The following is a 14,180-nucleotide window of genomic DNA, read 5'->3' on the forward strand; positions in this document are numbered from 1 at the left end:
GTGTGTCACCGAGGGCATCTCGAAATTTCTGATTTTAATCTCCTGTGACCGCACGACGTCGATCTCTCACAGATCGCCACCCCTCATTCTCATCGGAGATGACATGCACAAGCTTCGCAAGGCCGCACTCATGGTCGTCGCCCTCGGCAGCGTCGGATTCCTGAGCGCCGGCACCGCCACCGCCCAGGGCCTCGACGGCCACGGCGACAAGAAGGACGGGGGCAACTACAGCGTCCTGCAGAGCAGCAACTGCAAGTCCCACGACCTGAACCTCGACATCCTCGGCCAGGTCGGCCTGCTCAACGGGCTGCTGGGCAGCGCGCTCAACGGCGAAGGCGACGCCGGTGCGCAGAAGACCCACTTGGGCTCGACGATGGGCTGTAACAACACAGCCTTCTAGAGCCTTTCGGAAAGGCTCCCTGTCGGTTTGGGGTCCAGCCTGCGCGGATACTGGGATGGTCGCGTTGGTCCCGCGTGCGCGCAGGCCGGGCCCACCGATAGGCGGGTTGTTCCTGACAGCGATCTATTATTACGACGGCCAGCGCTTCGTAATCCATGCGGCAATAGCCAAGGCGCCAATGATGGCAACAATTGGAATATCGCCGTCTGTGACGATCGGATCCTCGTCAGAGTGCGTCGACCGCGCTCACCTTCCACCCGTCCGTAGTGCGGGACATCGTCATCCGCACCCGGTTCAGGTCCACCCGGGACCCCGAGACCTGCGTGCTCTCGGTGACTTGATTGACGAAGAGCAGGACCACGACCTCGTCCGGGGAGGCCGAGACGACGGAGACTGCTGGGGTTCCGCCGGAGGCAGGGGCGGCGATCGTTGCCTTCACCACGCCCTGGTACTTCTTGGCCGTGGGGCCCACCACGGTCGTCGTCGTCTTCGCGTACTCCCTGCTGAAGTCACCGGTGAGGTGGGCGCGGGCCTTCGCGAAGTCGCGGTCCAGGTGGCGGTGGTCGTACGACAGGACGGTAGGTGCCGCCTTGCGTGCGGCCGCGACCGCCTCGGTGCGGGCGGCCTCCGTCTGCCGTCCGTCCCGGTACTGCCACCCCAACACGGCGACTGCCATCAAGCCCCCGACGAGCAGGGCGCCGAGCAGTGCCGTGCGCAACCTACGGCGGCCGAGCTTGCCGGGCCTTTCCGGCTTCTGGGGTGTGTCGGCCTCCACGGCCTCATCCGGCGACGGCTCTGGCGGGTCCTGCCAGCCGCCTTTCGGGGCCTCGATGAGCACGGTGCGGCCCGCGAGCGGGCGCTCGGACCGGCCCGCGGCCTTCTCGGCGGTGACCGCCACCGAGCCGGCGTCGTGATGGCTGCGTGCCGCGCGCTTGGCTGCTGCGCGGGCTGCGGCCGTCATCGTGCGCCGATTGGTGGTCCCGGGGATGCGGCTGGGGCTCGTCTTCGGCATCGTCGTACTCCTCAGTAGGGGTTTCTCGCGGCGGTGCCGGTCAGCCGACGAACTCGACGTCCGACGTCAGCCAGCGGCCGTCCCGGTGCACCATGTCCAGTTGGAGGCGATACGTGCGCGCCTCCCCCTGGGGCACGGCCGTGTTGGTCACCTTGCTGTCGGCGACCACCAGGACACGGGCCGAGTTCTCGCCGGAGCGGACGATGCCGGCCTCCAGGATCTGGCCTTCGGACACTGACCTGTTCTGTCCCACCAGCTCGGTCAACTGGTCCGTCTGCGCCGCGAACTGCTTCTTGAAGTCGCCCGTGGCGCCTGCCAGGACGTTCGCGCTGTCGCGGTCGTAGTGCCGGTAGTCCAGGGAGGTGAAGTTCAGTGCTGACTGGCGGGCCGCGGACAGGATGTCCTGGCGGCGCCGGTCCGCCTGGTGCTGTTCGTAGAGGGCGAGGGTCAGCGAGATCGTCAGCGCGGTGACTACGACCGTCGCCGTCGCCAGGCCCAGTGACAATGCTCGTCCCGACAGTGTGTCGACCATGGTCTTGAGCGCCTTCCTCACGCCATCGGTCCGACTAGCAGCCATTGCCACGACTCCTTTCCGAACGCGGCCCGCTGGCCGCCCGTCGAGCCGATCTCGACAGCCCTTCCATCCGGGCCGGTGGTGGTGCCGGTCTCCGGGTCGTACGGCGTGACGTGCGCCGTCTGCTGGGCGCCGCCGTAGGCGGCCGACGCGCCTGGGGCGTTCTGTGCGCCCCGTACCGACGACTCGCTGCCCCGCGGGAGTGTGCAGCGGGCGTTGGTGTTCGCCTCGCGGCGGCTCGTGTCGGCGGGGTCGCGGCGCGCCGTCCCGTAGCCCTGGGTGCACGCCGGCGGGTCGTCGGCGTTGATCACCAGGCCGAAGTGGGTCGTGCCGTCGCCCGGAACGACCGTGTAGCTGCCCGCCACCATCACCGGGAAGGTGACCAGGGCCTGTTCCACTCCGGGCAGGCGGGCCAGCGTCACCTGGCCGCCGCTGATCAGGTTCGCCAGCAGGACCGACAGCGCCGGCCCGGCCGACTTCAGCAGGGAGTTCACCTCCTGCGCCGCCGGCCTCGCGTTGCCGATCAGCTTGCGCAGGTCACCGTCGCTCGCCTTCAACTGGGCGGTGAGGGCCGCCAGATCGCTCGCGAATGACTTGATCGACGAACCCTGGTCCGCCTGGGTCTTCAGGACCCTCCGTGAGTCCTCGATGAGCGCGATCGTCTCCGGCAGCGCCTCCGAGGCCGACTCGATCAGGCCGTTGCCCGAGTCCACCAGGCGGATCAGGTTCGGGCCCGTTCCCGCGAKCGCCCTGCCCAACTCGTCGACCGTGACCTGTAGATCGTCCTTGCCCACCGACTTCACCAGGCGGTCCAGGCTGAGGACCAGGTCGGTCGTCGGGAGCGGAACGCGCGTGCTCGTGCGCGAGATCGTGCTGCCGTCGAGGAGATACGGGCCGTCGGACGTTCGCGGTTGCAGGTCCACGTACTGCTCGCCCACCGCCGAACGGTTCGCCACGACCGCCAGCGTGTCCGCGGGGATGCGCGGCGCCCCGCCGTCGATGTCGAGGGCGACGGACACGCCGTCGGCGCCCGTGAGGTGCAGCGCGCCCACCCTCCCCACTGGCACTCCGCGATACGTCACCTCGGCGCCGGGGAAGATGCCCCCGGAGTCGGCGAAGTCCGCCCGCACGGTGTAGCCGCGGTCCAGGACCTCGTCCACCAAGCCCGTGTACTCGGCGCCGACGTACGACACGCCTACGGCGGTGATGGTCGCGAAGGCGAGCAGCTGGGCCTTGACCGTACGTGTGATCACGGCCGGACTCCTTTCAGCATCAGCTCGGCCAGGTCCATGTCGATGCCTTCCGGCCATGCGGTGTCTGTGCCGTAACCGCTGTACGCGCTGGTGCACACCGGCGGGCACAGCAGGTCACCGTCACCCCCGGACGGGGCCGAGGGGGACGACGGCACGCCCGGTGTGCTCGGCAGGGCGGTGGGGGTTGGCACGCCTGGCAGGTCCGGCAGGTCTGGCACGTCCGGCAGTTCCGGGGTGTCGGGAAGCTCGGGTCCCTGCGGCTCCCCGTCGCCGCCCCCGCTGCCCGGCTCGTCCGTCAAGTTGCCGTAGATCCCGGCCAGGTCGATGTCAGCCGTGACGTGCAGGTTGACGTAGTCGCCCTTGATCGCGTCCACCGCGTTGCGCGGGAACGGGTAAGTGGTCAGCAGCTCAAGGGAGTCGGGCAGGTTGTCACCCGCCTTGTTCAACTGGTGCAGGATCGGGCGCAATTGCCTGAGGTTGGCGACCGTGTCGGCGTGCGAGGCGTTGACCACCTTCGTGCCGCTCGTGCCGAGCTTCGACAGCGCGGTCAGCATGCGTGTCAGGTCGCGGCGCTGGTCGGCCAGCACCTTCAGGGCCGGCGGCATCGTGTTCACGGCCGCGGCTATGGTCTGCTTCTCCTTGCCGAGTCTCCTGGCGAGTCGGTCCACGGCCTTCAGGGCCCGGACGATGTCCTTCTTCTGCGCGTCCAGGCCGCCCAGAAAGACATTCAACTCCTTCAGCAGGGCCTTGACCCGGTTCTCCCGTCCCTCCAGCGCCTTGTTCAGCTCCACGGTGATCGTCTTGAGCTGGGCCACCCCGCCTCCGTTGAGCAGTGCGGACAGGGCGGACAGCACCTCCTCGATCTCCGGGTTGCGGCCACTGCGGGACAGGGGGATCACATCGCCGGCGCGGAGCCGCCCGACCGGCGCCGCGCCCACCGGCCTGGACAGCGCCACGTACTTCTCGCCGAGCATGCTGGTCTGCCGCAGCTCGGCGATCGCGTTGCCGGGCAATTTCACCGAGTCGGCGACCCTCAGCCGCACGCGCGCGTGCCAGCCGTCCAACTCCACCTTCTCGACCGCGCCCACGGTGACGTTGTTGACCTTCACCGCCGACTGCGGCACCAGGTCGAGTACGTCACGGAACTCGACGGTGACGTGGTACGCGTTCCCGTCCGAGGCCGCGCCGCCGGGCAGCTGGACGTCGTACCAGCCGTTGAACTCGCAGCCGGTCAACAGCAGTGAACCGACCGCCGCCCAGGCTGCCGCCCCGCCCTTGCGTAGCCCGCTCATGTGCTCGCCCCCAGAATTCCGCCGAGCGTCCGGTCGACCGTGCCCGTCACCGCGGGGCCCTTCGGGACCTTCGGCAGGGAGTCGAACAGCTCCCTCAGCTCCTCGCAGTCGGGGTTCTTGCCGCCCTCGTCGCCGGTCGTCGTGAGTACGGAGCACAGCAGCGACGCCGGGTCCTGCGGCTGGTTGGCGTTGTTGCGGGTGTCGAGAGTGCCGGCCGACGGGTTGTAGGCGTTGTTGAGGTTCGACATGCCGGTCGGGGCCACCTCCAACAGCGCCTCCAGCGCCGCCCGTTGGGTGACGAGTACCTTGGTCACCTTGCTGAGACCCTCCACGTTCGAGGTCAGCGACTTCTTGTTCTTCTTCACGAAGTCGGACACGTCACCCAGCGCCGTCCCGAGGTTCTTCAGCGCCGCCGCCAAGTCCTCGCGCTCGCCCGCGAGTTGGTCGGCGACCTTCGCGAGGCTGCTGTTGAACGACCGCACGCTCTTGTCGTCGGCCGCCAGCGCCGCCGTGAAGACCTGGAGGTTGCGGATCGTGCCGAACAGGTCCGTGCGGCCGTCGGACAGGGTCGTGACCGCCTTCGAGAGGTCCTCGACCGTCTGGTTGAGATTCTTGCCCTCGCCGTCGAGGTTGTCCGCGCTCACCCCCAGCAGCCGCGACAGGGAGCCGTCCTTGTTGGCACCCTCGGGGCCGAGCGCCTCGGCCGTGGTGTGCAGGCTGTCGAAGACGCGGTCCAGCTCTACGGGTACGGCCGTGCGCGACTCGGGGATCTCGTCCCCGTCCCGCAGCACCGGACCGCCCCGGTATACCGGCAGCAGCTGCACATAACGGTCGCTGACCACGGAGGAGTTGATGATCGCGGCCCGCGCGCCCGCCGGGACCTTGCGGCCGGCGTCGTACTCCAGGTCGACCCGCACCCGGTCGCCCTCCGGCGTGATCTTCCTGACCTCACCGATCCGGACCCCGAGGACGCGGATGTCCGAACCGGGGTAGATGCCGACCGTGCGCGGGAAGTACGCCGTGACGCGGACCGGCTCGGGGCGCGGCCACAGGACGTAGGTGAGTGCGGCGACGAGGGCCAGGGTGGTCAGCAGGGCCACACGCTTCATCCCACGGCCGCCCAGTGCGCCTGTCCAACGGCCCCTCACTGTGCTCCTCCCGTCCGCGGCACCACCGGAGCGGCGACCAGGTTCTGGATGTAGGAGTCGAACCAGCGGCCGTTGCCGAGGGTGTTGGTGAAGACCCGCACGTAGGGCGCGAGGAGCTTGACGCTCCGGTCCAGGCTGGACTGGTTGCGTTCGAGCATGTCCACCACGCGGTTCAGGCCCTTGAGCGCGGGCCCGATCTCCTTCTCGTTGTCCTGGACCAGGCCGGAGAGCTGGATGCCGAGCGCGGCGGAGCTCTTCAGCAGTTTGTGGATCGCCTCGCGCCGCTTGCTGATCTCCTTGAACAGCTTGTCGCCGTCCTTGACGAGGGCGGTGAAGTCCCCGGAGCGGTCGGCCAGGACGCCCGTGACGCCGTTCGCGTGGTCGAGCAGCTCGCGTAGCGCGTTGTCGCGGGAGGCCACCGTCCGGGAGATCTGCGACAGGCCCTTGATGGACGCTCGTACCTCTTCCGGCGAGTCCTCGAAGGTGGTGGAGACGGTGTCCAGGGCCTTCGCCACGCGGTCGGTGTCGATCTCCTCCGTCGTGGTGGTGAGGTCGCTGAAGGCCTGTACGACGTCGTAGGCGGGGACCGTGCGCTTCAGCGGTATCTCGCTGCCGGGCGCCAACTGGCCCCCACCCTTGGGGTGCAGGGCGAGGTATTTCGCGCCGAGGATCGTCTTCACCCGGATCGACGCGCCGGTCTCGGTGCCGAAGTCCGGCTCGCCCTTGATCTTGAAGGTGACCTTGACGTGGTCGCCGTCCAAGTCGACCTCTTCGACCTTGCCCACCTTGATCCCGGCGATCCGCACCTCGTCACCGGGCTTGAGTCCGCCGGCCTCCGCGAAGGCCGCGCTGTAGGTCTCGCCGTCGCCGATCAACGGCAAGCGGTCGGCGTTGAACGCGGCTGCGGTCAGCAACGCGAGGGTGGTGAGGCCGATGGCGCCTATGGCGATGGGGTTACGCTCACGGAAGGGGCTCAGGCGCGGGCGTCGGATCCGTAGCCTTGGCAGCTTCGGCGGCTCGACCCGCACCTTGATCAGCGGTTCCGGGCGGCGCGGGCGGGGCCTGCGGCGCGGCAGGAGCCGTACCTTCGGCAGCCGTACGCGCGGCAGCCTCGGCGGTTCCACACGCACTTTGAACAGCGGCTCCGGGCGGCGGTTCTTACGGCTCATGCCCCGCACCTCGCCCTCGCCACATGCATGTCGGGCGTGAGCACCTGCTTCGTCTTCGGCAGCACGATCCGGCCGTCGAAGTCGCAGAGGTAGAAGTTGAACCARGAGCCGTAGGACGCCGTCCCCGTCAGCTCGCCCAGCTTGTTCGGCAGCCGCTTCAGCACGCCCTCCACGGTCTTCTCGTTGTCGTTCAGCGTTCCGCTGAGCTCGGTCAGCTCGGCGATGTCGTCCTTGAGGGGCGGGCGCGCGTCCTTCAGCAGGCCCGAGGTGGCCTCCGTGAGATCGCCGATGTTCACCAGCGACCGCCCGATGGGCTTGCGGTCGGCGGACAATCCCGAGATCACCCGGCGCAGCTGCTTGAGCAGCCCGGAGAAGCGGGCACCGCGCTTGRCCAGCGTCCCCAGCACGGTGTTGAGGTTGGCGATCACCGAACCGATCAGCTTGTCGCGGCCGGCCAGCGTCGAGGTGAGCGACGCCGTGTGCACGAGCAGGCTGTTGACGGTGCCGCCCTCGCCCTGGAGGGTCTTGATGATCTCGGTGGCGAGCTGGTTGACGTCCTTCGGGCTGAGCGCGGCGAACAGCGGCTTGAAGCCGTTCAACAGCGCGTTGAGATCGAGGGCGGACTGCGTGCGCGCCAGCGGGATCGTCGCGCCGGGCCGCAGCCGGGTGCCGTCGCCCGCGCCCTCGGTCAGCGCGACGTACCGCTGCCCGACCAGGTTGCGATACCGGATGACCGCGCCCGTGCCGATCAGCAGTGGGCGGTCCTGGCTGACCGTGAAGGTGACCTCGGCCAGTGTCCGGTCCTTGATCCGGATGCCCTCGACCTCGCCGACCCGCACCCCGGCCACCCGGATGTCGTCTCCCTCCTCCAGGCCGGTGACGTCGCTGAACACGGCGGAGTACCTGTGCTCGGGGGTGAAGGAGATGTTCACGATGGTGGCGGCCAGCAGGGCCGTCGCCAGGATCGTCACCAGTGCGAAGAGGCTGAACTTGATGAGCGGGGCAGCGGTCTGCCGGGCTCCTGCGCTCGTCCTACGAACGGTCCTCATGCCACACTCACCGCCGTCCCACGCGCCAGCGGCCCGAACAGCAACGTCGCCACCGGCGGCACCTCGTCAGCGGGCACGCCCAGGACAGGGGCCACGAGCGAGCCGATGGCCTGCTGCTCGGTCTGCGTGGCAGAGACGCCGGCCGGGCCCGACCCCGAACTCGGCGACGTGGAGCCGTCGTTGAGGTGGGCCCCGGGCGCCGGCACCGCAGGACTCGGCAGATCACGGCAGTCCGGCCCCGACCGCTCGCCGTAGTGCGGCTCCTCGCCCGGTTCGTATGCCCCCTGCGGCCGTACGACCTCCAGCGTGATGTGCATCTTCCCGCCCCGGAACGCCTCTTCGGAGGCCTTCTCCTGCCGGACCAGGCCGGCCAGCAAGCAGGGGTACTCGGGGGAGTAGCGGGCGAACAGCTCCAGCGTCGGACGCGAGACCCGGCCGAGGCTGACCAGCCGGCCGCCGTTCGCGTCGAGGAAGTCCTGCGCCGTGCCCGCGACGGTTGCCGTGGTCGTCAGTGCCGCTGCCAGCCGGTCCTTCTGCTCGACGACCGTGCGGCTGGTCGTGACGGTGTTGCGCAGGATCTCCATCAGGTCGGGCGCCGCGTCGCCGTAGACCTCCGCGACCTCGGCGAAGCGGGCGATGTCCTCGGTGAGGGACGGCAGATGGGGGTTCAGGCGGCGCAGGTAGGCCTCCAGGCGGGTGAGGTTGTCGCCGATGCGGTCGCCGCGGCCTTCGAGGGCGGTGGCGAACGCTGAGAGCGTGGCGTTGAGCTTGCCGGGCTGGACCGTCCGGAGCAGGGGCAGCAGGTCGTTCATCAGCTGCTGCACCTCGATGCCGACGCGGGTGCGGTCCTGGGTGATGACGTCACCGGCGCGGATCGGGCGAGCCGAAGAGGACGCGGAGCGCGCGGGCGCGACGAGGTCGACGTACTTCTCGCCGAACAGCGTCTTGGGCAGCAGCCTCGCCCGCACGTCGGACGGGATGTGGGCGACGTGCTCCGGCTTGAGCGCGATGTCGAGCGTCGCCTTCGTCCCATCGGCCCGCACCTCGCGCACCTCGCCGACCAGCAGCCCGCGCAGCTTGACGTCGGCGCGCGGATCGAGCTGGTTGCCGAGGCTGTCGGCCTCCAGCGTGATCCGCACGACCGGCGTGAACACCTGCCGGTAGACGGCGACCGACAGCGACAGCAGCAGGGCGAGTACGGCGATGAAGGCGAGGCCGTACAACCGCAGTCTCAGCACCCTCATACGGCGGCTCACCCCGCGATCCGTACGGTCGTGTTGGCGCCCCAGATCGCGAGCGACAGGAAGAAGTCAAGGACGTTGATCGCCACGATGGAGGTCCTGACCGCACGGCCCACCGCCACGCCGACGCCCGCCGGGCCGCCGCTCGCGTAGTAGCCGTAGAAGCAGTGCACCAGGATGATCAGCACGGCGAAGACGAGCACCTTGCCGAAGGACCACAGCACGTCGACGGGTGGCAGGTACTGCTGGAAGTAGTGGTCGTAGGTGCCGGCCGACTGTCCGTAGTAGCCGGTGGTGATGGTGCGGGCGGCGAGGTACGAGGACAGCAGGCCGATCACGTACAGCGGGATCACGGCGATGAACCCGGCGATCATCCGGGTCGTCACCAGGAACGGCAGCGAGGGCACGCCCATGACTTCGAGCGCGTCGGTCTCCTCGCTGATCCGCATCGCGCCGAGCTGCGCGGTGAACCCGGCGCCGACGGTCGCCGAGAGCGCGAGCCCGGCCACCAGCGGGGCGATCTCCCGGGTGTTGAAGTAGGCGGAGAGGAACGCCACGAAGTTGGAAGTGCCGAGCTGATTGAGGGCCGCGTAGCCCTGGAGGCCGACCTCGGTGCCTGTGAAGAACGACAGGAACGCGATCACGCCGACCGTGCCGCCCACCACCGCGAGTGCCCCCCGGCCCAGGCTCACCTCGGCGAGCAGCCGCAGGATCTCCTTCTTGTAGCGGCGCAAGGTACGACCGGTCCACGCCAACGAGCGGCCATAGAAGGCGAGTTGGATGCCGAGCGCTTCGAGAGAGCGCAAGGGTCGGTCGAGAAGTCTCATCGGCTAACCCCTCTGCGGGACGATCTGGAAGTACACCGCGGTCATCACGAAGTTCGTCACGAACAGCAACATGAAGGTGATGACCACCGACTGGTTCACCGCGTCGCCCACACCCTTCGGGCCGCCCTTCGCCGTCAGCCCCTTGTACGAGGCGACGATCGCCGCGATCGCTCCGAACACCAGCGCCTTGACCTCGGCCGCCCACAGGTCGGAGAGCTGGGCGAGCGTGGTGAAGGAGGCGAGGTAGGCGCCGGGCGTGCCGTTCTGCAGGACGACGTTGAAGAAGTAGCCGCCCGCCACGCCGACCACCGACACCAGGCCGTTGAGCAGCACCGCCACCAGCATGGACGCCAGCACGCGCGGCACGACGAGGCGGTGGATGGGGTCGATGCCCAGCACCTGCATCGCGTCGATCTCGTCGCGGATCTTCCGAGCACCGAGGTCGGCGCAGATGGCTGTGCCGCCGGCGCCCGCGATCAGCAGCGCGGTGACGATCGGCGAGGCCTCGCGCAGCACGGCCAGCACGGAGGCGGCTCCGGAGAAGGACTGGGCGCCGAGCTGCCGTGTAAGGCTGCCGATCTGCAGCGCGATGACCGCGCCGAAGGGGATGGAGACCAGGGCTGTCGGCAGGATGGTGACGCTCGCGACGAACCACGCCTGCTGGATGAACTCCCTTGCCTGGAAGGGCCGTCGGGGAATGGTCCGCACGACGTCCAGCGCCATCGCGAACAGGCTCCCCGAGTGCCGCAGTGCTCCGATCGGTGACAGGCTCATGCGCCGGCCCCGGCCTTCTGGTGCAGCGCCCTCTCGCGCCGGGCGATGGCCTCCCAGCGCGGCGGTCGGGGAATGCCCGGCCCCGGCAGCAGGCGGGGAGTCAGAGCCTGACTGCCGGGGGACTGGGTGCCCTTGTCGTGGTCGCCGAGCGCGGCCAGCTCCTGCTCGACCTGCGCGGCGTCCTTCTCCTCCGCCATCCCGATCGGGCCCTGCATCCGGCCGTTCAGGAACTGCCGTACGACCGGTTCGTTGCTGGTCAGCAGCTCCTCGCGCGGCCCGAACACCACCAGCTCGCGACGGAACAGCAGCCCGATGTTGTCCGGCACCTGTCGGGCCGAGGCGATGTCGTGCGTGACGATGAGGAAGGTCGCGTCGATCTGGGCGTTGAGGTCGACGATGAGTTGGTTGAGGTAGGCGACGCGGACCGGGTCGAGGCCCGAGTCGGGTTCGTCGAAGAGGATGATCTCCGGGTCGAGGACGAGTGCCCGGGCCAGTCCGGCCCGCTTGCGCATCCCGCCGGAGATCTCGCCGGGAAGCTTCCGCTCGGCGCCGATCAGCCCGACCATGTCCATCTTCTCCAGCACGATGCGCCGGATCTCGCTCTCGGACTTACGGGTGTGCTCGCGCAGCGGAAAGGCGACGTTGTCGTACAGGTTCATCGATCCGAACAGCGCGCCGTCCTGGAACAGCACGCCGAACAGCTTCCGCACCTCGTACAGGTCGTGCTCGCGCAGCCTCGTGATGTCCCGGCCCTGGATCGTGATCGAGCCGCGCTCCGGCTTCAGCAGTCCCACGAGCGTCTTGAGGAACACCGACTTGCCCGTGCCGGAGGGGCCGAGCATGACCGAGACCTCCCCGGCGGGCAGCGTCAGCGAGACGTCCTGCCAGATGACCTGGTGACCGAAGGACTTGGTCAGCCCTTCCACACAGATCTCGACACCCATCCGGTCCACCCTTCAGCCCCTGGAGCAGCTCTGACATCTGCTCTACGGGGAGGGGGCGGGCGTCCGTCGCTCGGATGGAGGATTTTTTCGAGCAGGTTTCCGGCCGAGGGATTCGCGGTGAATTGTCGAGCGGTTCGCAGCGATTTTGCGACCGCGTGCCCGCAGCTACGGCAGTGGAGTCGCCGTCGGAACGGGGAGCGAGGCGGACGGTACGACCGTGGAGGCGTCCGGGATCGCCGGGAGTGCCACGTCCGTCGGAACGGCGGGGGGCGTGACCGGCAGATCGGGGACCTCGGGAAGCTCCGGAACGTCCGGCACCTCGGGCGCCGATGGCACCGTCGGCGCGGACAGCACCGGCAGGGGGGACATGGAGACCTTCGGCAGCGTCGGCACGGTGAGTGGTAGAAGCGATTCGCTCGCGGGGGATTCGTCTGCTTTCCGATCGGCTGACGTGGGCCTGTTCCCCCGATACGTACGCCCCGCGCCAACGTCGTCCGACCGCAGTGTCTCCGCGCGCGGCGAGGCGACGGTGGGCTGAGGCGCCCTGCCGCCACCGTCCCCGCCTCCCTCAAGGACGTACGGCAGCACGAACCCCGCCACCGCCAGCGTCGCCGCCGTCGAGGTGACCGCAACGGCCTGCACCTTGCCGCCGCCGCGCGGCCGCCCCCACCTGATCAGGAACAGCGCGACCCCGAGCGTGGCCGCCAGCGACTGCCGTAGCGTCCGCCGTGCCCGGGCCAGCAGCGACTCGACGGTCCGGTAGCTCAACCCCATCCGGAGGGCGACCTGGCCGACGTCCAGGTCCTCCGACCTCAACCGCAGCGCCTCGGCCTGCCGCGCGGGCAGCTCACCACTGCGTACCGCCAGCCACTTCGCCTCGGCCCGGTCGCACACCGCCTCCTCGACGGGCACCGGGCCGGGGGTGATGAGGGGCGGGCTCGTGCGGACCTGGGCGTCGCGGTTCACCTGCCGGTAGCGGTCGACGCACAGCCGCATGGTGACCGTGGTCAGCCAGCCCCCGAGTCGCTCAACGTCCAGGTCGGGGCGCTCGGCGGCGCGCAGCATCGCCTCGTGCACCGCGTCCTCGGCGTCCTCCGCACTCATCGACCGGCGCCGGGCCACTTTGAGGAGTTGCTCGCGGTGGCTCCACATGCGCTGCCAACGGTCGTCGTCGGCGTGCAGCTCCGCAGGTATTTCCGCGGGCAGTTCCGCAGTTGTCTCTGCAGGCTGCTCTGCAGGCATGTCCGTCGCCATGAGGGCCCCTTCGCGCTCACCCGCCGGTCTCGTGCCGTCCGGCGGGGGGCGACATTACCGCCGAGTATCGGTGGTTGTTGAGGGGGCGSCGGTCGATGAGTGCGGAGGACGCCGAGGACGCGGTGCACGAGGCGATGCTGCGCGCCGCCGAGCGCCCCGACCTGGACGTTGAGCGACTGACATGCCTGCAGAGCAGCCTGCAGAGACAACTGCGGAACTGCCCGCGGAAATACCTGCGGAGCTGCACGCCGACGACGACCGTTGGCAGCGCATGTGGAGCCACCGCGAGCAACTCCTCAAAGTGGCCCGGCGCCGGTCGATGAGTGCGGAGGACGCCGAGGACGSGGTGGCGCTCGGTCGGGCGGAGGGTGTGCGTGAGCCCGGGTTCGAGGGCGACCGCGACGGCTCGGGGCGGACCGAGGCACCGGCGGAGCGGTCCGGCACCACCCGGTGCCCGTCCAGGAAGTACGCGTACCAGGCCCGGACCGTGCTCAGATACGCCGTCGAGTGGTTGTAGCCGAGGATCGCCCGGTCCAGCTGGGCGGGATCCGACAGGTCCCGCCCGCCCGCGCAGAGGTAGCGTCCGGCGGCGAGCGCCGCGTCGAAGACGTTGTTCGGATCCGTACGCCCGTCGCCGTTGCCGTCCGCGCCCCAGCGGGCCCAGGTCGACGGGATGAACTGCATCGGCCCGACCGCCCGATCGTACGCCGTGTCCCCGTCGTGAGCACCGCCGTCGGTATCCCGGATCTGCGCGAAAGCGACGCCGTCCAGCCGTGGCCCGAGAATTGGCGTCACCGTCGTACCGTCCGACGTGACTCGGCCACCTCGCGCCTGCCCGGACTCCACCTGCCCGATCGCCGCCAGCAGCTGCCACAGCAGCCGGCAGCCGGGTGACTCACCCGAGAGCCGCTGCTCTGCTCGCCGGTAAGCGGCGAACACGCTCGCCGGCAGCGCGGCGCCCACCTCCGCCGGTGCCGCGTGGCCGTTCCGCTTCCCGGCCCGCAGTGGCGGCAGGTCGGTGCGGTACGGGGTGTCCCCGGACACGCTCGGTCCGGGCCCGGCGGCTGCCGGTGCCGGTGCCGAGGTCGGCGCCGGGATCGCCGTCGGCGCCTGTGACGCGGTCAGCGCCACCATCGCCGCCACCGCGGCCGCCGTACCCTTGACGGCTCTGGCTCGGCGCCCTGCCACTTTCTGGCCCCCTCCCTGCAGACATCTGCCTGTCATCTGCTCTACGGGGAGGGAG

Annotated in this window: 14 protein-coding genes; 1 reads left to right on the forward strand and 13 read right to left on the reverse strand. The window is 69.5% G+C overall.

Translation table 11 applies throughout. From position 1 onward, the window contains the following. The first annotated feature begins 103 nt into the window (after positions 1 to 103). On the forward strand, positions 104 to 400 hold the full coding sequence (locus tag EAO75_RS18480) for a hypothetical protein (protein WP_147996191.1): 297 nt from the start codon (positions 104 to 106) through the stop codon (positions 398 to 400). Positions 401 to 626: 226 nt separating this feature from the next. On the opposite strand, the gene EAO75_RS18485 is transcribed toward EAO75_RS18480, so the two are convergent. From EAO75_RS18485 to EAO75_RS18550, 13 genes are all read right to left on the reverse strand, one after another. Continuing rightward, positions 627 to 1,412 (reverse strand): hypothetical protein, encoded by a 786-nt coding sequence (locus tag EAO75_RS18485; protein ID WP_147996192.1) that lies wholly within the window; start codon positions 1,410 to 1,412, stop codon positions 627 to 629. Between the two features lie 40 nt (positions 1,413 to 1,452). Continuing rightward, a complete protein-coding gene (locus EAO75_RS18490) occupies positions 1,453 to 1,944 on the reverse strand; it encodes a hypothetical protein (protein WP_147996201.1) in 492 nt (163 codons plus the stop codon). A gap of 17 nt (positions 1,945 to 1,961) precedes the next feature. Then, a complete protein-coding gene (locus EAO75_RS18495; RefSeq protein ID WP_147996193.1) occupies positions 1,962 to 3,239 on the reverse strand; it encodes an MCE family protein in 1,278 nt (425 codons plus the stop codon). Continuing rightward, the gene (locus EAO75_RS18500; protein WP_147996194.1) at positions 3,236 to 4,531 is read right to left on the reverse strand and encodes an MCE family protein; all 1,296 of its coding nucleotides are present in this window, start codon (positions 4,529 to 4,531) and stop codon (positions 3,236 to 3,238) included. Before EAO75_RS18500 ends, EAO75_RS18495 begins: the two co-directional genes overlap by 4 nt. After that, positions 4,528 to 5,640 carry an MCE family protein gene (locus EAO75_RS18505; protein ID WP_187284504.1) on the reverse strand — a complete coding sequence of 371 codons (1,113 nt, stop codon included), beginning with the start codon at positions 5,638 to 5,640 and terminating at the stop codon, positions 4,528 to 4,530. Before EAO75_RS18505 ends, EAO75_RS18500 begins: the two co-directional genes overlap by 4 nt. A gap of 35 nt (positions 5,641 to 5,675) precedes the next feature. Continuing rightward, positions 5,676 to 6,656, reverse strand: coding sequence for an MCE family protein (locus EAO75_RS18510; protein WP_147996202.1), 981 nt, complete (start codon positions 6,654 to 6,656; stop codon positions 5,676 to 5,678). A 188-nt stretch (positions 6,657 to 6,844) separates the two neighbouring features. Next, a complete protein-coding gene (locus EAO75_RS18515) occupies positions 6,845 to 7,897 on the reverse strand; it encodes an MCE family protein (RefSeq protein ID WP_147996195.1) in 1,053 nt (350 codons plus the stop codon). After that, positions 7,894 to 9,141: an MCE family protein gene (locus EAO75_RS18520; protein WP_147996196.1), complete on the reverse strand. Its 1,248-nt coding sequence runs from the start codon at positions 9,139 to 9,141 to the stop codon at positions 7,894 to 7,896. The genes EAO75_RS18515 and EAO75_RS18520 overlap by 4 nt, the downstream gene beginning before the upstream one ends. Positions 9,142 to 9,149: 8 nt before the next feature. Next, a complete protein-coding gene (locus EAO75_RS18525) occupies positions 9,150 to 9,965 on the reverse strand; it encodes an MlaE family ABC transporter permease (protein WP_147996197.1) in 816 nt (271 codons plus the stop codon). A 3-nt stretch (positions 9,966 to 9,968) separates the two neighbouring features. Continuing rightward, positions 9,969 to 10,739 carry an MlaE family ABC transporter permease gene (locus EAO75_RS18530; protein WP_147996198.1) on the reverse strand — a complete coding sequence of 257 codons (771 nt, stop codon included), beginning with the start codon at positions 10,737 to 10,739 and terminating at the stop codon, positions 9,969 to 9,971. Further along, a complete protein-coding gene (locus EAO75_RS18535; protein ID WP_147996199.1) occupies positions 10,736 to 11,683 on the reverse strand; it encodes an ABC transporter ATP-binding protein in 948 nt (315 codons plus the stop codon). The genes EAO75_RS18530 and EAO75_RS18535 overlap by 4 nt, the downstream gene beginning before the upstream one ends. A 165-nt stretch (positions 11,684 to 11,848) precedes the next feature. Further along, complete coding sequence (locus tag EAO75_RS18540) at positions 11,849 to 12,925, reverse strand: sigma-70 family RNA polymerase sigma factor (RefSeq protein WP_261989350.1); 1,077 nt, start codon at positions 12,923 to 12,925, stop codon at positions 11,849 to 11,851. 66 nt (positions 12,926 to 12,991) lie between these two features. Next, a complete protein-coding gene (locus tag EAO75_RS18550) occupies positions 12,992 to 14,071 on the reverse strand; it encodes a lytic transglycosylase domain-containing protein (protein WP_410092441.1) in 1,080 nt (359 codons plus the stop codon). Positions 14,072 to 14,180: the final 109 nt, after the last annotated feature.

Origin of the sequence: Streptomyces sp. UW30 (genome assembly GCF_008042075.1) — a bacterium.
Taxonomy (GTDB): domain Bacteria; phylum Actinomycetota; class Actinomycetes; order Streptomycetales; family Streptomycetaceae; genus Streptomyces.